The sequence below is a fragment of the Acidovorax sp. GW101-11A03 genome (genome assembly GCF_059424825.1).
In genome coordinates this window covers 1-24,549 of record NZ_JBWKZU010000066.1, presented here as the reverse complement: position 1 = coordinate 24,549, position 24,549 = coordinate 1, and the positions used below count along the sequence as shown (strand labels likewise).

At 64.9% G+C, this 24,549-nt stretch carries 16 protein-coding genes; 13 read left to right on the top strand and 3 right to left on the bottom strand.

The genetic code is table 11. From position 1 onward, the window contains the following. The 5 genes from AC07Z7_RS21040 to AC07Z7_RS21020 all read left to right on the top strand — a co-directional run. Positions 1 to 2,204: 2-oxoglutarate dehydrogenase E1 component (locus AC07Z7_RS21040; RefSeq protein WP_494767552.1), on the top strand; the 2,204-nt coding region annotated here is incomplete at its 5' end. 52 nt (positions 2,205 to 2,256) lie between these two features. Further along, complete coding sequence (odhB, locus tag AC07Z7_RS21035; RefSeq protein ID WP_494767551.1) at positions 2,257 to 3,525, top strand: 2-oxoglutarate dehydrogenase complex dihydrolipoyllysine-residue succinyltransferase; 1,269 nt, start codon at positions 2,257 to 2,259, stop codon at positions 3,523 to 3,525. A gap of 90 nt (positions 3,526 to 3,615) precedes the next feature. After that, positions 3,616 to 5,043: a dihydrolipoyl dehydrogenase gene (gene lpdA, locus AC07Z7_RS21030; protein WP_094291035.1), complete on the top strand. Its 1,428-nt coding sequence runs from the start codon at positions 3,616 to 3,618 to the stop codon at positions 5,041 to 5,043. Positions 5,044 to 5,127: 84 nt separating this feature from the next. Then, entirely contained in the window at positions 5,128 to 6,225 is a 1,098-nt protein-coding gene (gene zapE / locus AC07Z7_RS21025; RefSeq protein ID WP_094291036.1) for a cell division protein ZapE, read from the top strand. Further along, complete coding sequence (locus tag AC07Z7_RS21020) at positions 6,225 to 6,926, top strand: hypothetical protein (RefSeq protein WP_494767550.1); 702 nt, start codon at positions 6,225 to 6,227, stop codon at positions 6,924 to 6,926. Before zapE ends, AC07Z7_RS21020 begins: the two co-directional genes overlap by 1 nt. A gap of 135 nt (positions 6,927 to 7,061) precedes the next feature. Here AC07Z7_RS21020 and AC07Z7_RS21015 read toward each other — a convergent pair whose 3' ends face one another. Then, positions 7,062 to 7,868 (bottom strand): PP2C family protein-serine/threonine phosphatase, encoded by an 807-nt coding sequence (locus tag AC07Z7_RS21015; protein ID WP_094291038.1) that lies wholly within the window; start codon positions 7,866 to 7,868, stop codon positions 7,062 to 7,064. A 107-nt stretch (positions 7,869 to 7,975) separates the two neighbouring features. Between AC07Z7_RS21015 and AC07Z7_RS21010 the strand changes: the two genes are divergently transcribed. After that, a complete protein-coding gene (locus tag AC07Z7_RS21010) occupies positions 7,976 to 8,179 on the top strand; it encodes a YdcH family protein (protein ID WP_094291039.1) in 204 nt (67 codons plus the stop codon). After that, positions 8,179 to 10,239, top strand: coding sequence for a DNA repair helicase YoaA (gene yoaA / locus AC07Z7_RS21005; protein ID WP_494767549.1), 2,061 nt, complete (start codon positions 8,179 to 8,181; stop codon positions 10,237 to 10,239). The genes AC07Z7_RS21010 and yoaA overlap by 1 nt, the downstream gene beginning before the upstream one ends. Here the strand turns inward: yoaA and AC07Z7_RS21000 are convergent. Beyond that, positions 10,202 to 10,999, bottom strand: coding sequence for an outer membrane protein assembly factor BamD (locus AC07Z7_RS21000; protein WP_094291041.1), 798 nt, complete (start codon positions 10,997 to 10,999; stop codon positions 10,202 to 10,204). The two genes, yoaA and AC07Z7_RS21000, sit on opposite strands and share 38 nt — an antisense overlap. 196 nt (positions 11,000 to 11,195) lie before the next feature. Here AC07Z7_RS21000 and dnaE point away from each other — a divergent pair, with 196 nt between their 5' ends. From dnaE to AC07Z7_RS20970, 6 genes are all read left to right on the top strand, one after another. Continuing rightward, positions 11,196 to 14,735 carry a DNA polymerase III subunit alpha gene (gene dnaE / locus AC07Z7_RS20995; protein ID WP_494767548.1) on the top strand — a complete coding sequence of 1,180 codons (3,540 nt, stop codon included), beginning with the start codon at positions 11,196 to 11,198 and terminating at the stop codon, positions 14,733 to 14,735. A gap of 121 nt (positions 14,736 to 14,856) precedes the next feature. Beyond that, positions 14,857 to 15,225 (top strand): ATP-dependent Clp protease adapter ClpS, encoded by a 369-nt coding sequence (gene clpS, locus AC07Z7_RS20990; RefSeq protein WP_015013909.1) that lies wholly within the window; start codon positions 14,857 to 14,859, stop codon positions 15,223 to 15,225. A 57-nt stretch (positions 15,226 to 15,282) separates the two neighbouring features. Further along, on the top strand, positions 15,283 to 17,631 hold the full coding sequence (gene clpA, locus AC07Z7_RS20985; RefSeq protein ID WP_094291043.1) for an ATP-dependent Clp protease ATP-binding subunit ClpA: 2,349 nt from the start codon (positions 15,283 to 15,285) through the stop codon (positions 17,629 to 17,631). 583 nt (positions 17,632 to 18,214) lie between these two features. Beyond that, positions 18,215 to 19,522: a dicarboxylate/amino acid:cation symporter gene (locus tag AC07Z7_RS20980; RefSeq protein ID WP_094291044.1), complete on the top strand. Its 1,308-nt coding sequence runs from the start codon at positions 18,215 to 18,217 to the stop codon at positions 19,520 to 19,522. A 90-nt stretch (positions 19,523 to 19,612) separates the two neighbouring features. Next, positions 19,613 to 21,532 (top strand): sensor histidine kinase, encoded by a 1,920-nt coding sequence (locus AC07Z7_RS20975; RefSeq protein ID WP_494767547.1) that lies wholly within the window; start codon positions 19,613 to 19,615, stop codon positions 21,530 to 21,532. Next, complete coding sequence (locus AC07Z7_RS20970) at positions 21,529 to 22,875, top strand: sigma-54-dependent transcriptional regulator (protein ID WP_494767546.1); 1,347 nt, start codon at positions 21,529 to 21,531, stop codon at positions 22,873 to 22,875. Before AC07Z7_RS20975 ends, AC07Z7_RS20970 begins: the two co-directional genes overlap by 4 nt. Before the next feature lie 87 nt (positions 22,876 to 22,962). Here AC07Z7_RS20970 and AC07Z7_RS20965 read toward each other — a convergent pair whose 3' ends face one another. Beyond that, entirely contained in the window at positions 22,963 to 24,354 is a 1,392-nt protein-coding gene (locus AC07Z7_RS20965) for a lytic murein transglycosylase (RefSeq protein ID WP_494767545.1), read from the bottom strand. Positions 24,355 to 24,549: the final 195 nt, after the last annotated feature.

The following is a 24,549-nucleotide window of genomic DNA, read 5'->3' as shown; positions in this document are numbered from 1 at the left end:
GTTTTCTGCACACCAAGTACGTCGGCCAGAAGCGTTTCTCCCTCGAAGGGGGCGAGAGCTTCATCGCCGCCATGGACGAGCTGATCCAGCAGGCGGGCTCCAAGGGCATCCAGGAAATCGTCATTGGCATGGCCCACCGTGGCCGCCTGAACGTGCTGGTCAATACGCTGGGCAAGATGCCCGCCGACTTGTTTGCCGAGTTTGACCACACTGCTCCGGAAGACCTGCCAGCGGGCGACGTGAAGTACCACCAGGGCTTCTCCTCGGACGTATCCACCCCCGGCGGCCCGGTCCATCTGTCGCTGGCGTTCAACCCCTCGCACCTGGAAATCGTCAACCCCGTGGTGGAAGGTTCGGTGCGCGCCCGCATGGACCGCCGTGATGACCCCCGGGGTAGCCAGGTGTTGCCCGTGCTGGTGCACGGCGATGCCGCATTTGGCGGACAGGGCGTCAACCAGGAAACCCTGGCGCTGGCGCAGACCCGTGGCTACACCACGGGCGGCACGGTGCACATCATCATCAACAACCAGATCGGCTTCACCACCTCGGACCCGCGCGACATGCGCTCCAGCGCGTTCTGTACCGACATCGTGAAGATGGTCGAATCGCCGGTGCTGCACGTCAACGGTGATGATCCCGAAGCCGTGGTGCTGGCCACCCAACTGGCGCTGGAATTCCGCATGGAGTTCCGCCAGGACGTGGTGGTGGACATCACCTGCTTCCGCAAGCTGGGCCACAACGAGCAGGACACGCCCTCGCTGACCCAGCCACTCATGTACAAGAAGATTGCAGCCCACCCCGGCACCCGTAAGCTGTACGCCGACAAGCTGGCCACTCAGGGCCTGGGTGCGACGCTGGGCGACGACATGGTCAAGGCGTACCGCTCTGCCATGGATGCGGGCAAGCACACCGTCGATCCGGTGCTGACCAATTTCAAGAGCAAGTACGCGGTGGACTGGTCGCCCTTCCTGGGCAAGAAGTGGACCGATGCGGGCGATACCGCGATTCCACTGACGGAATGGAAGCGCCTGTCCGAAAAGCTCACCACCATTCCTGCCAGCGTCACACCGCACCAACTGGTGAAGAAGGTCTACGATGACCGCGCTGCCATGGGCCGTGGCGAAATCAATGTGGACTGGGGCATGGGCGAGCACATGGCCTTCGCGTCCCTGGTGGCCAGCGGCTACCCGGTGCGCCTGTCGGGCGAAGACTGCGGGCGCGGCACCTTCACCCACCGCCATGCCGTGATCCATGACCAGGCCCGCGAAAAGTGGGATGCCGGCACCTATGTGCCGCTGCAGAACGTGGCCGACAACCAGGCCCCGTTTGTCGTGATCGACTCCATCCTGTCCGAAGAGGCGGTGCTGGGCTTCGAGTACGGCTATGCATCGAACGACCCCAACACCCTGGTGATCTGGGAAGCACAGTTCGGCGACTTCGCCAACGGCGCCCAGGTGGTGATCGACCAGTTCATCGCCTCGGGTGAAGTGAAGTGGGGCCGGGTGAACGGCATCACGCTGATGCTGCCGCACGGCTATGAAGGCCAGGGCCCTGAGCACAGCTCGGCCCGCCTGGAGCGCTTTATGCAGCTGGCGGCCGACACCAACATGCAGATCGTGCAGCCCACCACGGCCAGCCAGATCTTCCATGTGCTGCGACGCCAGATGGTGCGCGACCTGCGCAAGCCGCTGATCATCATGACGCCCAAGTCGCTGCTGCGTAACAAGGACGCCACCTCGCCGCTGTCCGAGTTCACCAAGGGCAGCTTCCAGACGGTGATTCCCGAGCAGAACGAAGCCATCGTGAAGAAGGCCGCCAAGGTCAAGCGCGTGATCGCGTGCTCGGGCAAGGTGTACTACGACCTCGTGAAGAAGCGCACCGAACGCGAAGACGAAGACGTGGCCATCATCCGTGTGGAACAGCTCTACCCGTTCCCCCACAAGGCTTTTGGGGCCGAACTCAAGAAGTACCCCAACGCGACGGATGTGGTGTGGTGCCAGGACGAGCCGCAGAACCAGGGTGCCTGGTTCTTCATCCAGCACAACATCCACGAGAACATGCTCGATGGCCAGAAGCTGGGCTATGCAGGCCGCGCCGCGTCTGCTTCGCCTGCCGTGGGTTATGCCCACCTGCACCAGGAGCAGCAAAAGGCGCTGGTGGATGCAGCATTCGCCAAGCTCAAGGGTTTTGTCCTGACCAAGTAAGGCCAGCTACCCGAACGAACACAGAACAGAACCCCTACCGAAAGAATTCAAAATGGCTATCGTAGAAGTCAAAGTCCCCCAGCTGTCCGAATCCGTGGCAGAAGCCACCATGCTCAACTGGAAGAAGAAGCCCGGTGAAGCCGTGGCCGTGGACGAGATCCTGATCGAGATTGAAACCGACAAGGTCGTGCTGGAAGTGCCTGCACCCTCCGCTGGCGTGCTGTCTGAAATCATCCAGGGCGATGGTGCCACTGTGGTGGCTGACCAGCTCATCGCCAAGATCGACACGGAAGGCAAGGCGGGCGCCGCTGCAGCAACTCCTGCGGCTGCCGCACCAGCCCCCGCTGCCGCTGCACCTGCTGCAGCGCCTGCCGCCGCAGGTGGCTCCAAGGGCGATGTGGCCATGCCCGCCGCTGCCAAGCTGCTGGCCGACAACAACCTGTCTGTCTCGGCCGTGGCCGGTTCGGGCAAGGACGGCCGTGTGACCAAGGGTGACGTGCTGGCCGCCGTGGCCGGTGGTGCCAAGGCTGCTGTCGCAGCTCCCAGCGTGATCCCCACTGGTGTGCCCTCCAAGGCACTGCCCCAGGTGGCAGCGCCCGCTGGCAAGGAAGATCTGAGCGGTCGTCCCGAGCAGCGAGTGCCCATGAGCCGCCTGCGCGCCCGCGTGGCAGAGCGTCTGCTGCAGTCGCAAGCCACCAACGCCATCCTGACCACTTTCAACGAAGTGAACATGGCACCGGTGATGGACCTGCGCAAGAAGTTCCAGGACAGCTTCACCAAGGAACACGGCACCAAACTGGGCTTCATGTCCTTCTTTGTGAAGGCCGCCGTGCATGCCCTCAAGAAGTACCCCGTGCTGAACGCGTCGGTGGACGGCAACGACATCGTCTACCACGGCTATTTCGACATCGGTATCGCCGTGGGCTCGCCCCGTGGCCTGGTGGTGCCCATCTTGCGCAATGCAGACCAGATGAGCTTCGCCGACATCGAGAAGAAGATCGCCGAGTTCGGCAAGAAGGCCGCAGAAGGCAAGCTGGGCATTGAAGAAATGACTGGCGGCACGTTCTCGATCTCCAATGGCGGCACGTTCGGCTCCATGCTGTCTACCCCCATCATCAACCCGCCCCAGTCGGCCATCCTGGGCGTGCACGCCACCAAGGACCGCGCTGTCGTGGAAAACGGCCAGATCGTGATCCGCCCGATGAACTACCTGGCCATGTCCTATGACCACCGCATCATCGACGGCCGCGAAGCCGTGCTGGGCCTGGTGGCAATGAAGGACGCGCTGGAAGACCCATCGCGCCTGCTGTTCGACATCTGATCCCCTGACTGCATCGACCCACCCGCGTGGCCCGGCCTCTGGTCCTGCCCGCCGGTGGGTCTTTCTCCAACTGACTGAACGAGATTTCCCATGAGCAAACAATTTGATGTGATCGTCATCGGTGGCGGCCCTGGTGGCTACATTGCCGCCATCCGTGCCGCCCAGCTGGGCTTCAACGTCGCCTGTATCGACGAGTGGAAGAACGACAAGGGCGGCCCCGCACCCGGTGGCACCTGCACCAACGTCGGTTGCATCCCCTCCAAGGCGCTGCTGCAATCGTCCGAGCATTTCGAGCATGCCAACAAGCACTTTGCCGAGCACGGCATCACGGCCACTGGCGTCAAGATGGATGTGGCCAAGATGATTGCCCGCAAGGACACCGTCGTGAAGCAGAACAACGACGGTATCCTGTACCTGTTCAAGAAGAACAAGGTCAGCTTCTTCCACGGTCGCGGCTCGTTCGTGAAGGCTGCCGAAGGGGGCTACGAGATCAAGGTGGCGGGTGCCGCTGAAGAGACCATCGTTGGCAAACAGATCATCATCGCCACCGGCTCCAACGCCCGTGCGCTGCCCGGCACGCCGTTTGACGAAGAACTGGTGCTGTCCAACGACGGCGCGCTGCGCGTCGGCGCCGTGCCCAAGAAGCTCGGCCTCATCGGCTCGGGCGTGATCGGCCTGGAAATGGGCTCGGTGTGGCGCCGCCTGGGTGCCGAAGTCACCATCCTCGAAGGCCTGCCTACCTTCCTGGGCGCGGTGGATGAGCAGATCGCCAAGGAAGCCAAGAAGGCTTTCGACAAGCAGGGCCTGAAGATCGAGCTGGGCGTGAAGGTTGGCGAGATCAAGACCAGCAAAAAGGGTGTGAGCATTGCCTACACCAACGCCAAGGGCGAAGCCCAGTCGCTGGAAGTGGACAAGCTCATCGTCTCCATCGGCCGCGTGCCCAACACCATCGGTCTGAACACCGAAGCCGTGGGCCTGCAGCTGGACGAGCGCGGCGCCATTGTGGTGGACGGCGACTGCAAGACCAACCTGCCCGGCGTCTGGGCGGTGGGCGACGTGGTGCGTGGCCCGATGCTGGCACACAAGGCCGAGGAAGAAGGCGTTGCCGTGGCCGAGCGCATCGCCGGCCAGCACGGTCACGTCAACTTCAACACCATTCCCTGGGTCATCTACACCAGCCCCGAGATCGCATGGGTGGGCCGCACCGAGCAGCAGCTCAAGGCCGATGGCGTCAAGTACAAGGCGGGCAGTTTCCCCTTCCTGGCCAACGGCCGCGCACGCGCACTGGGTGACACCACCGGCATGGTCAAGATGCTGGCCGATGCCGAAACCGATGAGATCCTGGGCGTGCACATCGTGGGCCCGCAGGCCAGCGAGCTGATCTCCGAAGCTGTGGTCGCCATGGAGTTCAAGGCCAGCAGCGAAGACATCGCACGCATCTGCCACGCACACCCCTCCTTGAGCGAAGCCACCAAGGAAGCGGCCCTGGCCGTGGACAAGCGCACTCTCAACTTCTGATATTTGAATAAAAAAGGGCTCCAGCGCCTGCTAGTCATGCGCTGGTAGCTATCAAATTCATAGTATCAGAAGGGTGCGCATCCCGTGACAGTCAAACAGGCTTACCTGGCCGAGCTGGCCGCCAAAGGCTACCAAAGCGACCCCGCCCAGTTGCGGGCCGTGGATGCGCTGCAGCGCTGTGCCGATGAATGGGCCGCCTACAAGGCGCGGCGTTCCAACGCGCTCAAGAAGCTGATCAACCGGCCCGAGATTCCGCGTGGCGTGTACATGTACGGCGGGGTGGGGCGGGGCAAGAGCTTCCTGATGGAGTGCTTCTTTGACGCCGTGCCACTCAAGCGCAAGGTGCGCCTGCACTTTCACGAGTTCATGCGCGAGGTGCACCGCGAGCTGGTGGCGCTGCAGGGCACGCAGAACCCCCTCGACGTGCTGGGCGAGCGCATTGCCAAGCGCTACAAGCTCATCTGCTTCGACGAGTTCCACGTGGCGGACATCACCGATGCCATGATCCTGCACCGCTTGCTGGTGGCGCTGTTCGACAATGGCGTGGGTTTTGTCACCACGTCCAATTTCAAACCGGACGATCTGTACCCCGGCGGCCTGCACCGCGACCGCATCCTGCCCGCGATTGCATTGCTCAACGAGAAGCTGGAAGTGGTCAACGTGGACAACGGCACCGACTACCGACGCCGCACGCTGGAGCATGTGAAGCTCTACCACACGCCTCTGGGCCCCGAAGCCGACGCCGAGATGAGCCAGGCCTTCGACCAGCTGGCCGAAGTGCATGACGAAGATCCGGTGCTGCACATCGAGCAGCGCGAGATCCGCGCACGGCGCAAGGCCGGTGGCGTGGTGTGGTTCGACTTCAAGGCGCTGTGCGGCGGCCCGCGTTCGCAGAACGACTACCTGGAGATTGCCACGCAGTTCCACACCGTGCTGCTTTCCGACGTGCCCTACATGCCGGTGAGCATGGCGTCGCCCGCGCGGCGCTTTACCTGGCTGGTGGACGTGCTGTATGACCGGCGTGTCAAGCTCATTCTGTCGGCGGCTGTGCCGCCCGAGCAGCTTTACACCGATGGGCCGCTGGCACACGAGTTTCCGCGCACTGTGTCGCGTCTCAACGAGATGCAGTCCAAGGAATTCCTGGACCTGGAGCGTCGCATGGTGGATACGGGGCTGACATGATGCAGCGTGCATTTTTTGCTGCAACGGTGCTTGCCACTGTGCTGGTGCTGCCAGTGGCTCCCGTGTGGGCCCAGGCCGCCGATGGAACACAAGACAGCGCTCAGGCCGCTGCGGCTGCGCATCGCAAGGCCGAGCACGAACGCATCCGCCACGAGCGCGAGGCGCTGGCTGCCGTTCGCCAGAAGGAGGAAGCAGCCTGCTACAAGCAGTTTGCGGTGGAGGACTGCCTGCGCAGTGTCCGCACCAAGGCGCGTGAAGCCGGCGATCGGCTTCGTGCCCAGGAGGTGGAGTTGAACGACGCCGAGCGCAGGGAAAAGGCGGCTGAGCGCCTGCGCTCCATTGAGGAAAAGCAAAAGGCCGTGCCGCCTCCGGCGTCCAGAGGGCAGGGCACGGATGCCACGGTGCGCAAAACCCCGGCAGACCCCGCGAGCACCAAGGCGCAGCGGGACCACGATGCCGAGCAGCGCGCACTGTTGCAGCGCAACCGGGTCCAGCAGCATGACAGCGAGCAGGCTGCCCGTGCGGCTGTCCAGGCCGACCGCGCCGCCCAGGCGCGCATTCGCCATGCAGAAACCCTGAAAGCGGCGGAGGAGCGCCGTGCCCGGGTCGAAAAATCCCAGGCTGATGCGGCCGCTAAGGGGCACCCGCCTGCTGCGCCGTTGCCAACACCGGCGCGGGCAGTATCCAGTCCAGTGCGCTGATTGCCTGAAAAGTGCAGCAGGGGCATCGTCGGCCCGCTGGCCCATTGATTTATGGGGGCAAGCCGCTCCGCTGGTGGGTCGCCGTCATAGCGGCCTGCTTCCCGATAGCCTGATACAGTCGCAGTGGGCTGTGGGTCAGGCGCGGCCTGCGTCGATCGGAACGAGGCGTGCGATCTTCTTTTCTTCGACCAGCGCTTCGATCTTCACGATGACCAGCGACAGGTTGTCGCCGCCGCCCCGGGCCCGGGAGCGCGCCTTTTCAATCAGGAACTCGGTGGCTTCGCGGGGCGACAGCGAATCCACCACCGAGGCCAGTTCGGTAGGCGAGAAGTAGTGCCAGACACCGTCGCTGCAGGCGAGCAGTACATCACCCGGTTGCAGTTGCGGAATGATGTGGGTGGTGATGGGCGGGTCGCTCTCGGTGCCCAGGCAGCCCACCAGGATGTTTGAGTGGGGGTGGTTGTTGGCCTCGGCCTCGGTCAGCTCGCCCCGGTCCACTAGCGCCTGGACATAGGAGTGGTCGCTGGTGCGGAACACCATGCGGGGGCCCTGGAAATGGTAGATGCGCGAGTCGCCTGCATGCACCCAGTGGCAGTCTCCTCGGGGGTTGATGAGGAAGGCCGCAATCGTGCTGTGGGGTTCCTGTTCTGCCGAAATGGCCGTCAGGCGAATGACGATGTGGGCCTCTTCGACCATGTTCTTGAGCATGGACACCGCGTCGTCGGTGTCGGGCGAGTAGCGCTCGAACAGCTGCCGTGCGGTCATCATGACCTGGTCCGAGGCTTTGCGGCCGCCACTGCGACCGCCCATGCCATCGGCGATCACGCCCAGCACGCAGCCATTGTGTCGGGCGTGGGAGATCAGGGCGACCTGGTCTTGCTGGTATTCCCGGTCGCCCTTGTGGATGCCGGTGGACGCGATGAGGCGAAACGCTTTGGTCATGCTGGTGATTGTGGGGGCGCGTGCACAAACGCTCGTCGTGAAAACGGGCCAAGCGCGTATTATCCGCCCGCCTGTGGCATTTTCGCCATGCTTGTGGCGCTCCTGCCTTGAAACCCAGCCTCCACTCTCCCCACCGACAACTGATCGAATTGCGCATGGAACATGCCGATCTGGATGCCTTGATCGATCGCTGCGCCCCCGATGCGGCGCCCGACGAACTGGCGCTGCGGCGGCTGAAGAAGCGCCGCTTGGTCCTGCGCGATGCGATGGACCGGCTGGAACGTGAGCTTCTGCCGCAAGAGCCTGCCTGATGGCGCTGGTTGACATGGTGGCGGAGGTGTTTGCCGCCGGTGGTGTTCTGGAGCGGGCGGACGCACACTTCCAGCCCCGCGAGGGGCAAACCCAGATGGCCTGCGCCGTCGCACGGACCATCGAAGCAGGGGGCGCTCTGGTGGTGGAGGCTGGCACCGGGGTGGGCAAGACTTTTTCTTATCTGGTGCCCGCCCTGCTCAGTGGCGAGCGGGTGTTGCTGTCCACCGCCACCAAGGCGCTGCAGGACCAGCTTTTTGCGCGGGACCTGCCCTGGCTGGTCGAAACGCTGGGCATGCCCGTGCGCATGGCGCTGCTCAAAGGCCGCTCCAGCTACCTGTGCCTGTACCGCATGGAGCTTGCGCGCCAGGACGCGCAGGCCCAGGACCGGGGTGTGGCGCGTGTGCTGGCCAAGGTCGAAGACTGGTCACACCACACCCAGTCGGGCGACCTGGCGGAACTGACGGGGCTGGATGACCGCTCGCCCGTGATTCCTCTGGTGACCTCCACCCGCGAGAACTGTCTGGGTTCGCAATGCCCCCAGTTCCGCCCCTGTCATGTGCATCGGGCGCGGCGCGAGGCGCTGGCGGCCGACATCGTGGTCATCAACCACCATCTGTTTTTTGCCGATGTTGCAGTGCGCGAGTCGGGCATGGCCGAGCTGTTGCCCACGGTGCGCGTGGTGGTGTTTGATGAGGCGCACCAGATCAATGAGACAGGCGTGCAGTTCCTGGGCACCCAGTTGTCCACGGGGCAGGTGACGGATTTCAGCAGGGACCTGCTGGCCGCAGGCCTGCAGCATGCCCGGGGCCTCGCGGACTGGGTGGGGTTGTCCCGCCGGGTGGAGCTGTCGGCGCAGGACCTGCGCCTGGTCGCTCGCACGGTCACGGGTGCCACCAAGCTACGGTGGGCGGATGATGCCCCGGAGGGATTCCCGGCCGAGCATTGGCACGGCGCCTTGCGCGGCGTGGCGCTGGCCTGCGCGCAGGCCCAGGAGGCGCTCGATACGGTCAGCGAGATCGCACCAGACTTTGTGCGCCTGTATGAGCGCGGCTCGGAACTGCTGGCGCGCCTGGCCCGCTTTTCAGGTCCCAGCGATCCCGAGGTGGTGCGCTGGGTGGATGTGGGCACGCAATTGCGGCTGGTCGAATCGCCGCTGGACATTGCCGATGCCATGCGCACGCGCTTGCTGGGAGCGCCTGCCGAGGCTTCTGAGGGCGCGGGCGGCGATGGCTGGCCGGATGACAGTTCCGCAGGTCCGGGCCGGGCCTGGATCTTCACCTCGGCGACCCTGGGCGACGACGAGCGCCTGAGCTGGTTCACTGAACGGGCGGGGCTGCAGGAGGCCCAAATCCTGCGAGTGGCCAGTCCGTTCGACTACCCGGCGCAGGCCGCACTGTATGTGCCGCGCCACTTGCCTTCACCCGCCGACCCGGCCCACAGCCCAGCGCTGGCGCAATGGGTGGGCCAGGCGGCCGAGCGGCTGGGGGGGCGCACCCTGGTGCTCACCACCACGTTGAAGGCGTTGCGCGCGGTGGGGGATGCACTCCAGAAGCGGTTTGTGTCGTCAGGAGCGCTGGAAGTGCTGGTGCAGGGCGAGTGGCCCAAGCGGCGACTGATGGAGCGTTTTCGGGAAGGAGCTGACCATGGTCAGCCGGGCTGTGTGCTGGTCGCGTCCGCCACCTTCTGGGAGGGGTTCGATGTGCCCGGTGACGCGCTGCAGCTCGTGGTCATCGACAAGCTGCCGTTTCCGCCCCCTGGCGACCCCTTGGTCGAGGCGCGCACGCAGCGGATCGAAAAGGCGGGAGGAAAGGCTTTCAAGGCCTATGCACTGCCCGAGGCTGCCGTGGCGCTCAAGCAAGGGGCGGGACGCTTGATCCGGCGGGAGTCGGACCGGGGGATTCTGGTGGTGGGGGACACCCGCCTTGTCACCATGGGCTACGGCAAACGCCTGCTGGCCGCATTGCCGCCAATGCGGCGGCTGGAGTCGGAAGAGGCTTTTGAAGAGGCCTTGCAGGCGTTGCTCACCAGACCTTCCACCACGGATCCGACTTGCCCTTGAAGCCGCCACTCATATAGGGGCTTTGGGGATAGGACTTGTCCATCACGCGGCGCGCGTCATCACGCAACTGGGTCATGCCCAGGGCGTCATACGACTGGATCAGGATGTACAGCGCTTCCTCCAGCGCGGGCACGCCCTGGTAATCAGCCACGGCCACCTGGGCGCGGTTGATGGCCGCCACATAGGCGCCACGCTGGAAGTAATAGCGGGCCACATGCACTTCGTACTGCGCAAGCGAGTTGACGATGTAGGTCATGCGCTGGCGCGCGTCCTGCGTGTAACGCGAGTCTGGGAAGCGGGTGGACAGTTCGCTGAAGGCTTCGAACGAGTCCTTGGCGGCCTTCTGGTCCCGCTCGGACAGATCCTGGCGCGAGATGAAGGAGAACAACCCCAGGTTGTCGTTGAAATTCACCAGGCCCTTGAGGTAGAGCGCGTAGTCCAGCGCGGGGCTGGCTGGGTGAAGCTTCATGAAGCGGTCCAGCGTGGCGATGGCCTGGGCCTTTTCACCGGCCTTGTAGTGGGCGTAGGCCTTGTCGATCTGGGCCTGTTGCGCCAGCGGTGTGCCGGCTGCACGGCCTTCGAGCTTTTCGAGCAGCGGAACCGCCTTGTCGTAGGCGCCGCTGCTCATTTCGTCCTTGGCTTCCGAATGGATACGGTTGGGGCTCCAGCCGGCCGTTTTGTCTTCGGGGGTGCTGGAGCAGCCCGCCAGCAGACCGGCAAGCAGCAGGGCGGAAACGAGGGGCAATGGGGCACGCAGCATCGCAAGCAGCTTTCAGCAAATGAGGGAACAGGTGCACATGGGGCTGGGTTCGTCCGGGGCGTGAGTTGCGCTTCCGGCCCAAGGGTCCACAGGCATCTTGAACAGAAAAGGCATTGTACTGGGGGCCGTTGCCGCCCAGCGGCGCCGTAAGCTCTGCTTTCAGGCGGGCAGGTGCAGGGCTTTCTACAATGGCTCCATGTTTGTTCACCTGCGCCTGCACACCGAATTTTCCGTCGTGGACGGGACCAACCGAATCGATGAGGTGGCCAAGGCGGCCGCCAAGGATGGCCAGCCTGCATTGGCCATCACCGATCTCAACAACCTTTTTGGCGCAATCAAGTTCTACAAGGAAGCCCGGGGCAAGGGCGTCAAGCCTATTCTGGGCGCAGAAATTTTTCTGGAAGGCGAAGCGGGGGCGGCGCCATCGCGAATGATCGTGCTGGTGCAAAGCCGTCAGGGCTACCTCAACCTGTCGGAGTTGCTGGCCCGCGCCTGGACGCGCAACGTTGTCAAGAACCTGGCGCTGTGCACCTGGGCGTGGCTGGAGGAGCTGTCGGAAGGCCTGATTGCCCTCGCGGGCGCGCAGGCGGGCCCGGTGGGGCAGGCCTTGCTGAAGGGGGACGAGTCTGGCGCGGCTGACATCGCGCTGCGCCTCGCGGGGATTTTTCCGCACCGCTTTTACATGGAGTTGCAACGCGCGGGCCGCGCCGACGATGAAGCCCATGTGGCCGCAGCGGCCCAATTGGCGGCACGCCTGAACCTGCCGGTGGTGGCCACACACCCGGTGCAATTTGCCACGGCAGACGATTACGAGGCCCATGAGGCCCGCATCTGCATTGCCGAGGGCGAAATCCTTGCCAACCCGCGCCGGGTGCGCAAATTCACCCGCGACCAGTATTTCAAGTCATCGGCCGAGATGGAGGCGCTGTTTGCCGATGTGCCTTCGGCCATTGCGAACACGGTGGAAATCGCCCAGCGTTGCAACTTGACGCTGGTGCTGGGCAAGCCGCAACTGCCGGATTTCCCCACACCCAATGGCATGCCGATCGACGAGTACTTTCGCTACGCCTCTTTTGAGGGGCTGGAGGCGCGGCTCAAGCTGCTTTTCCCCAAAGAGTCCGACCGCGAACAGCAGCGCCCGCGCTATGTGGAGCGGCTGGAGTTCGAGATCGGCACCATCCTCAAGATGGGGTTCCCCGGTTACTTCCTGATCGTGGGCGATTTCATCCAGTGGGCCAAGGAAAACGGCTGTCCCGTGGGGCCCGGACGGGGGTCGGGCGCGGGCTCGCTCGTGGCCTATGCGCTCAAGATCACCGACCTGGATCCGCTTGAGTACAACCTGCTGTTCGAACGCTTCCTGAACCCCGAGCGGGTCTCGATGCCTGACTTCGACATCGACTTCTGCCAGGGCAACCGCGACCGTGTGATCGACTATGTGAAGGAGAAGTACGGCAAGAACGCAGTGAGCCAGATTGCCACCTTCGGCACCATGGCCGCCAAGGCGGCCATCCGTGACGTGGGCCGGGTGATGGACATGAGCTACACCTTCTGCGATGGCATCTCCAAGCTGGTGCCGGGCAAACCGGGCATGTCGTACACCTTGCAATACCCGCCCGAGGTGAAGAAGGAGGGCGACAAGAACAACTACGCGCTGGAGTTGGAGCCCATGCTCTACGAGCGCGTGCGCAAGGAAGAAGACGTCAAGACCGTCATCGAGATGGCGCAGAAGCTCGAAGGCATGACGCGCAACATCGGCATGCACGCCGGGGGCGTGCTGATTGCGCCGGGCAAGCTCACCGATTTTTGCCCGCTCTACCAGCAGCCGGGTAGCGAATCGGCTGTGAGCCAGTACGACAAGGACGACGTGGAGGCCATCGGCCTCGTGAAGTTCGACTTTTTGGGCCTGGCCACGCTCACCATCCTGGAGATTGCGCGCGAGTTCATCATCAAGCGCCACAAGGGCCAGGAGAACTTCACCTTCGAGACCGTGCCTCTCGATGATGGCAAGACCTACAAGCTTTTTCAGGACGGGCTGACCGAGGCCGTGTTCCAGTTTGAAAGCCGGGGCATGCAGGGCATGCTCAAGGAGGCCAAGCCCAGCCGCCTGGAGGACCTGATTGCCCTGAACGCGCTGTACCGCCCGGGCCCCATGGACCTGATCCCCACGTTCGTGAACCGCAAGCACGGCAAGGAACCGGTGGAGTACCCGCACCCCCTGGTCGAGCCCGTGCTGGCTGAAACCTACGGGATCATGGTGTACCAGGAGCAGGTGATGCAGACCGCCCAGGTGCTGGGCGGTTACAGCCTGGGTGGCGCCGACATGCTGCGCCGTGCCATGGGCAAGAAGAAGGCCGAGGAGATGGCCGAGCACCGCGAGATCTTCCGCAAGGGGGCGGCCGAAAAAGGCATCGGGCAGGAAAAAGCCGACGAGGTGTTCGACCTGATGGAGAAGTTCGCGGGCTACGGCTTCAACAAGTCGCACGCTGCAGCTTACTCGCTGCTGGCCTACCACACGGGCTGGCTCAAGGTGCACTACACGGCCGAGTTCTTCTGCGCCAACATGACCGTGGAAATGGACGACACCGACAAGCTCAAGGTGTTGTACGAGGACGCGGTCAAGCACTTCGGCATGACCTTCGAACCGCCGGACGTGAACCGGGGCAAATACCGGTTCGAGCCCGTCACGGACAAGATCATCCGCTACGGCCTGGGCGCCGTGAAGGGCACGGGCCAGCAGGCCATCGAAGCCATTGTGGCCGCGCGAGAAGGGCGGGGCGAGGGGCCGAACGGCTCCACCTCCGGGCCCTTCAAGAGCCTGTTCGACTTCTGCCTGCGCGTGGACAAGGCGCGCATGAACAAACGGACGGTAGAGGCCCTGATCAAGGCGGGTGCGTTCGATTCGATCAACATGAACCGCGCGGCGCTGGTGGCGTCCATCGACCGGGCCTTCGACTTCGCGGCAGCTTCGCTGGCCAATGTGAACCAGGGCGGGTTGTTCGACATGATGGGCGATGACGCCCATGGCTCCAGCACGCAGGAGCCCGACCTGGTGGAGGCCTTGCCCTGGGGTATCAAGGAACGGCTCACGCTGGAAAAAACCGCAGTGGGCTTTTACCTGTCCGGCCACCTGTTCGACGAAGTGGCTACCGAGGTGCGCCGCTTTGTGCGCACACAGATCGACGAATTGCTCGACAGCCGCGAGCCCCAGGTGCTGGCCGGGATCATCAGCGACTTCCGCGTCATCAACGGGCAGCGGGGCAAACTGGCCCTGTTCAAGCTGGATGACAAATCCGCTGTCATTGAGGCATCGGCCGATGAGGCCTTGCTCAACACCTACCGCAACCAGCTCAAGGAAGACGAGTTCGTGGTGATGATGGGGCGCCTGCAGCTGGACCATTTCAGCGGAGGCCTGCGCGTGAAGGTGCAGCAGGTGTGGGATTTGGCTGGTGCACGCTGCCGGTTTGGCAAGTACCTGCATGTGGTGGTGGGAGACAAGCTGCCCGATGTGCCCCGCCTGGTGCAGGAGTTTCCCGCGCGGCGGGAGGAGAGTGCCGAGGGCGAGGTCGCGGTGCATGGCCTGCGAGTACGCATGGGTGTGCGCTGCAAGGCCGAGGACGCAGCGGCGGTGGCAGAGCTGCAACTGGGGGAAAACGCGCGGTTTTTCCCGTCGGATGCGGCCCTGGCGGCATGGGCCGCGCAGGCGGGCCCGGGGGCGGCCACGGTGGTGTACGAATAGGGCAGGGGGTAAGCGGGCGGCGCGGTCCCAGGGTGTGGCTCCCTTTATGGAGCCATGGCTTGAAAAATACCGGGTCAACTCCCAACTTCTTCAGCGGCAGCCCCCCGCGCGGGTCGCTAGAATGATTTTCATGGCAACAAAACCACCTTCACCCCCCACCGCGCCGCCGGTTACACGGCCAGCGCGGGATGATGGCGGTTCGGTCGTGCTCGAAAGGCGCACGCAAAAGACCCAGCCGCCCCAGATGTACCAGGTGGTCATGCTCAATGACGACTACACCCCCATGGAATTCGTCATCGTGGTGCTGCAGGAGTTCTTCAGCAAGGACCGCGAAACAGCGACCCAGATCATGTTGAAGATCCACCTCGACGGAAAAGGCGTTTGCGGCGTGTACTCCCGCGATGTCGCTGCCACCAAGGTGGAGCAAGTGCTTGACGCCGCCCTCAAGGCGGGCCACCCACTGCAATGTGTCAGTGAGCCTGTTGAATAACAGGTCTTTGATCCCGAAATACAGTTATCCCTTCCACGCAAGCACAAAGGAGTTCACATGATTGCCCAGGAACTGGAAGTCAGCTTGCACATGGCCTTTGTTGAGGCCCGCCAGCAGCGCCACGAATTCATCACCGTGGAGCATCTGTTGCTTGCATTGCTCGATAACCCCAGCGCAGCGGAGGTGCTGCGCGCATGTTCGGCCAATATCGATGATCTGCGTTCATCGCTGTCGAACTTCATCAAAGACAACACCCCTCAGGTCGCCGGTACCGACGAGGTGGATACACAACCCACGCTGGGCTTCCAGCGGGTGATCCAGCGCGCCATCATGCACGTGCAGTCCACGGGCAATGGCAAGAAAGAGGTGACGGGTGCCAATGTGCTCGTGGCCATCTTCGGCGAGAAAGATTCGCACGCCGTGTACTACCTGCACCAGCAGGGCGTGACGCGCCTGGATGTGGTCAATTTCATTGCTCACGGCATCAAGAAAGGCGAGCCGCCAGAACCTGCCAAGGCAGAGAACCAGGCCGAGGGCGAAGAAGGTGGCGGTGGCGAACGCAACGAAAAGGCCTCGCCGCTGGAGCAGTTCACCCAGAACCTGAACCAGGCGGCCAAGGACGGCAAGATCGACCCGCTGATCGGCCGCAACTACGAAGTCGAGCGCACGATCCAGATCCTGTGCCGCCGCCGCAAGAACAACCCGCTGCTGGTGGGTGAAGCCGGTGTGGGCAAGACTGCGATTGCCGAGGGCCTGGCCTGGCGCATCACCCAGAACGACGTGCCCGAGATCCTGGCCGAGGCCACGGTGTATTCGCTCGACATGGGCGCGCTGCTGGCGGGCACCAAGTACCGGGGTGATTTCGAGCAACGCCTCAAGGGCGTGCTCAAGTCGCTCAAGGACAAGCCCAACGCGATCCTGTTCATCGACGAGATCCACACCCTGATCGGCGCGGGCGCGGCCTCGGGCGGCACGCTGGATGCATCCAACCTCTTGAAGCCAGCGCTTTCCAGCGGCCAGCTCAAGTGCATCGGTGCGACCACCTTCACGGAATACCGTGGCATTTTCGAAAAGGATGCCGCGCTGTCCCGCCGCTTCCAGAAGGTGGACGTGGTCGAGCCCAGCGTGGCCGAGACGATCGACATCTTGAAGGGCCTCAAGAGCCGCTTCGAGGAGCACCACAGCGTGAAGTACGCCGCTGCGGCCCTGCAGGCAGCAGCCGAGTTGAGCGCCAAGTACATCAACGACCGCCACCTGCCCGACAAGGCCATCGACGTGATCGATGAGGCCGGTGCCGCGCAGCGCATCCTGGTGCCCAGCAAGCGCAAGAAGACCATTGGCAAGGCCGAGATCGAGGAGATCGTGGCCAAGATCGCGCGCATCCCGCCCGCCAATGTCAGCAACGACGACCGCAGCAAGCTGCAGACACTGGAGCGCGACCTCAAGAGCGTGGTGTTTGGCCAGGACAAGGCCCTCGAAGTGCTCGCTTCATCTGTGAAGATGGCACGCTCGGGCCTGGGCAAGGGCGACAAGCCGATTGGTTCGTTCCTGTTCAGCGGCCCCACCGGCGTTGGTAAGACCGAAGCGGCCAAGCAGCTCGCCTACATCATGGGCATCGAGCTGATTCGCTTCGACATGTCCGAGTACATGGAGCGCCACGCCGTGAGCCGCCTGATCGGCGCCCCTCCGGGCTATGTCGGTTTCGACCAGGGTGGTCTGCTGACGGAAGCCATCACGAAGAAGCCGCACGCGGTGCTGCTGCTCGACGAGATCGAGAAGGCGCACCCGGACATCTTCAATGTGCTGCTGCAGGTCATGGACCATGGCACGCTGACGGACAACAACGGCCGCAAGGCCGACTTCCGCAACGTGCTCATCATCATGACCACGAATGCTGGCGCCGAGACCATGAACAAGGCGACCATCGGTTTCACCAACCCGCGCCAGGCGGGCGACGAAATGGGCGACATCAAGCGCCTGTTCACGCCCGAGTTCCGCAACCGGCTGGATGCCATCGTCAACTTCAAGGCGCTTGATGAGCAGATCATCCTGCGCGTGGTGGACAAGTTCCTGCTGCAGCTGGAGACGCAACTGGCCGAGAAAAAGGTGGAAGTCACCTTCACCGACCAGCTACGCAAGCACCTGGCCAAGAAGGGCTTCGATCCGCTCATGGGCGCACGCCCGATGCAGCGCCTGATCCAGGACACCATCCGCCGTGCGCTGGCCGACGAGTTGCTGTTTGGTCGCCTGACCGAAGGTGGGCGCCTGACGGTGGACATCGAGATGAAGACCGACGACAAGGGGGTGGAAACGCCCGAGGTGTTGCTCGACATCCAGCCGCTGCCTAAGAAGGAGCGGTCTGCCAAGTCCGAGCCTGCCGAGCCGGAAGAGGCCACGGCAGACTGATTGTTGGCGAGTCCCAACCCGCTGTCTCCACCTCAGCGTCAAAGCCGGCCCCTCGGGGCCGGCTTTTCTTTTTGCTGGTGTGCTTTAGTGGGGCGGGAGGCTGGGAAAACGCAGGCAGGTTCTGGGCGGAAAGTGGGCCAGCGCGCCCCTGGCCGCAACCTGCGGCGGAGCCCGTGCGGGTTGTGTAGGTTGATCATCGCCCTGGCTCGTTCGGAATTCCGAATGCACGGTGGTTGGGGTGCTCGGAAAGCCGAACCTTAAGGCTGCGCGTGCGCTCAGCTTTTTCAGGCAAATCAAGGACTTGGCGCAGGGGCGGCGCCTGGCACATTGCGTGCAATGACGGTGCCAAGCCGCGCCCGACGCGGTCAGCCACTCTGGGGGAGACAAGCCTTGCCACAAGCCATTCACTGCGTGCGCGCCCATGCGCCCGGTTCCCGTCTGCGGCCGACATCCCGTCCACCCGGGTGAGCGCAGGTGTGCTCGCTGCGTTGCGCAGCCGTGCCGATTCCGCCGGAGGTGCGGCCGTAGCCGGGTTGGGCTGTTCGGCCGCTCCATGTTCGCTTCATCCATTCACACACATCGCATGAAACTCAATCGCTTGACCACGATGGTCATCCTGGCCATGGTTCTGGGGGTTCTGGTCGGCTACGCCTGCCACGCATGGGCGCCCACGCCCGAGGCTGCCAAAGAGATCGCGGGCTACTTTGGCCTGCTCACCGACATCTTCCTGCGCATGATCAAGATGATCATTGCGCCCCTGGTGTTCGCCACGCTGGCCGCAGGCATGGCCAGCATGGGCGATTCGCGCACGGTGGGCCGCATCGGCACGCGTGCGGTGGTCTGGTTCCTGGGGGCTTCCCTGATCTCGCTGGCTCTGGGGCTGGTCATTGCCAACCTCACGCAGCCTGGCAGCGCCTTGTCCATCCCCTTGCCCGAGGCGGGCACTTCCACGCAGCTCAAGACCGGAGCGCTGAACCTGCGGGACTTCATCACCCAGGTGTTCCCCAAGAGCATCGTGGAGTCGATGGCCAACAACGCCATCCTGCAGATCCTGGTGTTCTCGCTGTTCTTTGGCCTGGCGCTCGGGCATCTGCACAACCAGGCTGCGCGCTCGCTGGTGGCCACGCTCGACGAGGTGGTCCATGTGATGCTCAAGGTCACCGACTATGTGATGCGCTTCGCCCCCGTGGGCGTGTTTGGTGCGGTGGCTGGCGCCATCACCACCCAGGGCCTGGGCATGCTGGGGGTGTTTGGCAAATTCATGCTCAGCTTCTACCTGGCCCTGGCGGCCTTGTGGCTGGTGCTGGTGTGCGCGGGCTACCTGGTGCTGGGGCGCGACGTGTTTCGCCTGCTCAAGCTGATCCGCACTCCCATGCTGGTCGGCTTTTCAACGGCGAGCAGTGAATCGGTGTACCCCAAGCTCATGGAACAGCTCGAAAAATTCGGTATCAAGCCCAAGGTGACAGGGTTCGTGCTGCCGCTGGGGTACTCGTTCAACCTGGACGGCTCCATGATCTACACCACGTTTGCCGCCATCTTCATTGCGCAGGCTTACGGGATCGACATGCCGTTGTCTGCCCAGATCACCATGTTGCTGGTGCTCATGGTGTCGAGCAAGGGGATTGCGGGCGTGCCCCGCGCCTCGCTGGTGGTGGTGGCGGCCGTGCTTCCCATGTTCCACCTGCCTGAGGCGGGTGTGCTGCTGATCCTAGGCATTGACCATTTCCTGGACATGGGGCGCACGCTGACCAACGTGCTGGGCAACGCCATTGCGACAGCCGTCGTGGCCAAGTGGGAGAACGCCATCGATCCCGTGCCAGAGGCACTGGCAGAGCGCGAAGAGATGCTGCCCGCAGCGGGCGACGACGAGGTGCAGCCCCGCGTGGCCTGATCCTTCTCACGCCGCCCGGAGGTGGCCTGCCGCCGCCCCTGGGATGAGCGGGCGGGGCGCAGGGGGCTCGCTGCTAACATCCCACCCCCCATGCCTTTGCCCCGATCCTTGCGCCTGTTCACGGTCCTGCTGTTGCTGGCCGGAGTGGGGCTGAGCGGCGGGCTGGCCTACCTGCTGGCCCAGCGCCTGGGGCAGGCGCAGATCCAGGCCACGGGCCTGCACCGGCTGGAGCTGTACACGGCCAGCCTGCAGCGCGAGATCAGCAAATACGCCTTTCTTCCGGGCACGCTGGAGCTGGAGCAGGAGGTGCAGACCCTGCTGTCGGCCTCCGCGCCGGGCCGTGGGGCAGACAGCGTCAATGCCTATCTGGAGCAACTCAACGAGCGCGCGGGCACGCTCTCCATCTATGTGATCGACCTGCAGGGGCAGGTGGTGGCCACCAGCAACTGGCGCCGACCCGACAGCTTCATGGGGGAGGACCTGCGCTTTCGGCCCTATTTCCGGGATGCCCTGAGCACGGGCAGCGGGCGGTTCTTTGGCATCGGCACCACGCGCGGGGAGCCGGGGTATTACCTGGCGTCGGCCCTGCTCGACGGCAACCGCACCGTGGGTGTGGCTGTCACCAAGGTCAGCCTGGAGCAGCTGGAGCAGTCCTGGTCCACGGTCGAGGCGCCGGTGATCGTGACCGACGAGAACGGCGTGGTGATCCTGGGCTCCGTGCCCGACTGGAAGTTCACGGCGCTGCGCCCCCTGGACGACGCCACGCGCAAAGCCTTTGACCAGACCCTGCAATACAACCGAAAGGCCCTCACGCCCCTGGGCATGAAGGTGCTGAGCGACCTGGACCAGGGCGCGCGGGTGGTTCGCGTGGCGCGCGAGGGCACCGAGATGGCCTCCGTCTACCCCGTGACGGGACGGTTTCTGACCCAGTCACGCGCGCTACCGGGCACACCTTGGACACTGACCGTGTTCTCGCACCTTGCCCGCGCCGATGAGGCAGCGCAGAGCGATGCCCTGATTGCCACCATCGGTGCGGCCTTTGTGGCGCTGCTGGGCTTCATGCTCAACCAGCGCCGCCGCCATGAGCGCGACCGTTTGCGCGACCGCCTGGCCGCCCGTGAGGCACTGCAGGCCGCGCACGATGAACTGGAGCGCAAGGTGCAGCAGCGCACGGCCGATCTGTCCAGCACCAACGAGCGCCTGCAGTCTGAAGTGCAAGAACGCATCCGCGCCGAAGGCACGCTGCGCGCCGCACAGAACGAGTTGGTGCAGGCGGGCAAGCTGGCGGTGATTGGCCAGCTCTCCACCGGCGTGGCGCATGAGCTGAACCAGCCGCTCACCGCGCTGCGCACCCTGTCGGGCAACAGCGTGCGGTTTCTGGAACGGGGCGACTTGCCCACGGTGCGCGTCAACCTGGAGCGCATCGCCCAGCTGGCCGACCGCATGGGCCGCATCACCGGCGAGCTGCGGGCCTTTGCCCGCAAATCGACTGGCGAGCCGCAGCCCGTGCCACTGCGCGCCGCGCTCGCCAACGCGCTGGCGGTGCTGGAGCCGCGCATCCAGCAGACTGGCGCCCAGGTGCTGCTGGACCTGGCGGAGCCCGAGCCTGTGGCCTGGTGCGATGGCAACCGCCTGGAGCAGGTGCTGGTCAACCTCATCAACAACGCGCTGGATGCGATGGCGGGAAGCACTGCCCCGCGGGTCGAGATCCGCTGCGAGCAGCTGGCCACAGCAGAGGGTGAGCAGGTACACCTGCAGGTGCGTGATCTGGGCCCAGGCCTTACCGACGAAGCCCTGGCGCACCTGTTTGAGCCGTTTTTCACCACCAAGGGCTCCGGCGACGGGCTGGGCCTGGGGCTGGCCTTGTCGGCCGGCATCGTGCGCGAATCGGGCGGCACCCTCACCGGCGCCAACCACCCCGACGGTGGCGCTGTGTTCCACTTGGCCTTGCCCGCAGCCCCCCGCCCAGATTCGGAACCAGCCCCGGAATTTTCCCCCGACCGCCCATGACCCCCGACCTCAAGGTCCTCATCGTCGAAGACGACCCCGACATCGTGCTGGGCTGCGAACAGGCCCTGCAGCTTGAAGGCATCGCCACCGAAAGCGCCCTCAGTGCCGAGCTGGCCCGCCTGCGCCTGGGGCGCGACTACCCCGGCGTGGTGGTCAGCGACATCCGCCTGCCCCAGATGGATGGCATGGCCTTCCTGCAAGAGCTCATGGCCATGGACCCGGAGCTGCCCGTGGTGCTCATCACCGGCCATGGCGACATCTCCATGGCCGTGCAGGCCATGAAGGATGGGGCGCACGACTTCATCCAGAAACCTTTTGCCCCCGAGCAACTGGTTCGCGCCGTGCGCCGCGCACTCGACAAGCGCCGCCTGGTGCTGGAGGTGCGCCAGCTGCGCAGCCAGCTGGCGCAGCGTGATGTGATCGAGCGCCTGGTGATGGGCCGCGCCCCCAACATGCAGCGCCTGCGCGAGGTGCTGGCGGGCCTGGCGGCCAGCACGGTGGATGTGCTCATCCACGGCGAAACCGGCACCGGCAAAGAGCTGGCCGCCCGCTGCCTGCACGAGGCCAGCCCGCGCAGCAAAGGCCACTTTGTGGCCATCAACTGCGGCGGCCTGCCAGACACCCTGTTCGACAGCGAAATGTTTGGCAACGAGGCTGGCGCCTTCACCGGCGCGGGCAAGCGCCGCATCGGCAAGATCGAACACGCCAGCGGCGGCACGCTGTTTCTCGATGAAATCGAAAGCATGCCCCTGGCCATGCAGATCAAGCTGCTGCGCGTGCTGCAGGAGCGCGTGCTGGAGCGCCTGGGCTCCAACACGCTCATCCCCATCGACTGTCGCGTGGTGGCCGCCACCAAGGTGGATTTGCTGGAGCTGTGCCGCCAGGGCAAGTTCCGCGAAGACCTGTATTACCGCCTGAGCGTCGCCACGGTCGAGTTGCCCCCGCTGCGCGATCGGCGCGAAGACGTGCCGCTGCTGCTGGAGCATTTTGTGATGGCCGCCGCCGCCCGCCACCAGCGCCCCGTGCCCGAGCTGCCCGCAGGCCAGTTGCACCAGCTGCTGGGCTACCACTGGCCCGGCAATGTGCGCGAGCTGCGCAACGTGGCCGAGCGCGTGGTGCTGGGCATTGCCGCAGGCGCCGCGCCCTTTGCGGGGGCTGCGGGCGACGCCGGTGACGCAGCGCAACCCAAGGCCCTGGCGGCTGCGGTAGAGACGTTTGAGCGCACCCTGATCGCAGAAGCCCTGCGCCAGCAGGGCGGCAGCCTGGCCCGCACGGCCGAGGCCCTGCGGGTGGCCAAGACCACCTTGCACGACAAGATCCGCAAGTACGGCCTGGGCTCCTGATTGCCGCCGTGCCCGCTGCCCTGGCGCCAGTCCGGTCGATCAAGCCGGAGAGGGACAGGGCGCTGCGGCTGCTCCTGAAACCTGTTCTTACTTTGCAGGCGCGCCGCCCACCAGGCCCTGCAACAGCTCCAGCGTCGGATAGCCATCGGCCACCAGGCCCTGGCTTTGCTGGTACTGACGCAGCCCGGCGCGGGTGGCGGGGCCCAGCACGCCGTCGGGGGTGCCGGTGGCAAAGCCGCGCGCGTTCAGTGCCGATTGCAGCTGGCGTGTTTGCTCGCGCGACAGGGGCTGCTGGTCGCGCGGCCAGTCTGCCACCACGCCGGGGCCGCCGTCCAGGCGCTGGGCCAGCAGGGCCACGGCCAGCGCGTAGCTGGTGGAGTTGTTGTAGCGCAGGATGGTGCGAAAGTTCTGCCCCACCAGAAACGCCGGGCCGCGTGCACCCGCTGGCGCCAGCACGGCGGCCGATGCCAGGGGGGGCAGCGGGCGGCCGTCCATGGTTTGCAAGCCCTCTGCTGCCCACTGGGCCGCGCTCTGGCGCACCGTCAACTCGGCACGCGCATGGTCGAAGCCCGGGGGCAGGCGTACCTCGGCGCCCCAGGGTTCCTTCGGCTGCCAGCCCGCATCGGCCAGAAAGCGGGCCGTCGATGCCGCCACATCGGGGATGCTGCCCCAGATGTCCCGGCGCCCGTCGCCGTCGGCATCCACCGCATGGGCCAGAAACACCGACGGCAAGAACTGCGTGTGCCCCATGGCCCCGGCCCAGGATCCCAGCATGGCTTCGGGAGCAATGTCGCCCAGGTCGATGATGCGCAGCGCCGCCAGCAGCTCGGCCTGGGCCCAGGCGCGGCGGCGGCCTTCGTAGGCCAGGGTGGCCAGCGCGTCCACCGTGCGGAAGCTGCCAAAGTTGCTGCCGTAGTTGCTCTCCATGCCCCAGATGGCGGTGACCACGGTGGCAGGCACGCCGTAGCGCGCTGCAGCGGCCTCCAGGGTGGGGCCATGTTCGGCCCGCTTGGCCTGGCCCTGGGCCACGCGCTGGGCTGATACGGCGCTGTCGAGGTATGCCCACGGCGTGCGCGAGAACTCGGGCTGGGCCCGGTCCAGCTCCACCACACGCGGCTGCCACTGCGCCTGGCCCAGCACATCGCGCACCGTGTGCGGTGCAATGCCCGCCGCCAGGGCCTGTGCTGCAAAGGTGGTGCGCCAGGCGGCAAAACCGGCGGCATGGTCGTCGGCCTCGGCTGCCACGGTGGATGCAGCGCCTGTGGTGCTTGTGGCCGCAGGTGCCGATGGGGTGCTGGGGCTGGCGGGCTTGGATGGCGCGGGGGTTGGAGCCGGAACCGCTGCGCAGCCCGCCAGCGCCAGGCCCACAAGCCCGGCCGTGAACCAGACCGCGAGTGGCGCGGGCCGCACAGAGGGAGAGGGCGAACGCGGGGGCAGGGGGGCGGTGGTGGTGGTGAATTCAGGGTGAGGGCAATGCATGCGCCATTGTCCCGTGCAGCCATGCCATTGCCCGGGCGCAGGTGTATCACGGCGTGAATGCCTGTGAGCATGCGGTGGGCTGCCCTGCAGCCGTTGGGTATGTATTGCTATTATTTATATAGCTATAAAGGCATGATGGACAGGCGGTGAGGGCCAAAAAAGCCTGTAAATCCGGTTACAGTTGCGCCTCCACCC

Excerpts from the sequence above, each read along its gene's own strand:
- odhB (WP_494767551.1), top strand. The coding sequence starts at position 2,257 with ATGGCTATCGTAGAAGTCAAAGTCCCCCAGCTGTCCGAATCCGTGGCA.
- lpdA (WP_094291035.1), top strand. The coding sequence starts at position 3,616 with ATGAGCAAACAATTTGATGTGATCGTCATCGGTGGCGGCCCTGGTGGC.
- AC07Z7_RS21020 (WP_494767550.1), top strand. The coding sequence starts at position 6,225 with ATGCAGCGTGCATTTTTTGCTGCAACGGTGCTTGCCACTGTGCTGGTG.
- AC07Z7_RS21015 (WP_094291038.1), bottom strand. The coding sequence starts at position 7,868 with ATGACCAAAGCGTTTCGCCTCATCGCGTCCACCGGCATCCACAAGGGC.
- yoaA (WP_494767549.1), top strand. The coding sequence starts at position 8,179 with ATGGCGCTGGTTGACATGGTGGCGGAGGTGTTTGCCGCCGGTGGTGTT.
- AC07Z7_RS21000 (WP_094291041.1), bottom strand. The coding sequence starts at position 10,999 with ATGCTGCGTGCCCCATTGCCCCTCGTTTCCGCCCTGCTGCTTGCCGGT.
- dnaE (WP_494767548.1), top strand. The coding sequence starts at position 11,196 with ATGTTTGTTCACCTGCGCCTGCACACCGAATTTTCCGTCGTGGACGGG.
- clpS (WP_015013909.1), top strand. The coding sequence starts at position 14,857 with ATGATTTTCATGGCAACAAAACCACCTTCACCCCCCACCGCGCCGCCG.
- clpA (WP_094291043.1), top strand. The coding sequence starts at position 15,283 with ATGATTGCCCAGGAACTGGAAGTCAGCTTGCACATGGCCTTTGTTGAG.
- AC07Z7_RS20980 (WP_094291044.1), top strand. The coding sequence starts at position 18,215 with ATGAAACTCAATCGCTTGACCACGATGGTCATCCTGGCCATGGTTCTG.
- AC07Z7_RS20975 (WP_494767547.1), top strand. The coding sequence starts at position 19,613 with ATGCCTTTGCCCCGATCCTTGCGCCTGTTCACGGTCCTGCTGTTGCTG.
- AC07Z7_RS20970 (WP_494767546.1), top strand. The coding sequence starts at position 21,529 with ATGACCCCCGACCTCAAGGTCCTCATCGTCGAAGACGACCCCGACATC.
- AC07Z7_RS20965 (WP_494767545.1), bottom strand. The coding sequence starts at position 24,354 with ATGCATTGCCCTCACCCTGAATTCACCACCACCACCGCCCCCCTGCCC.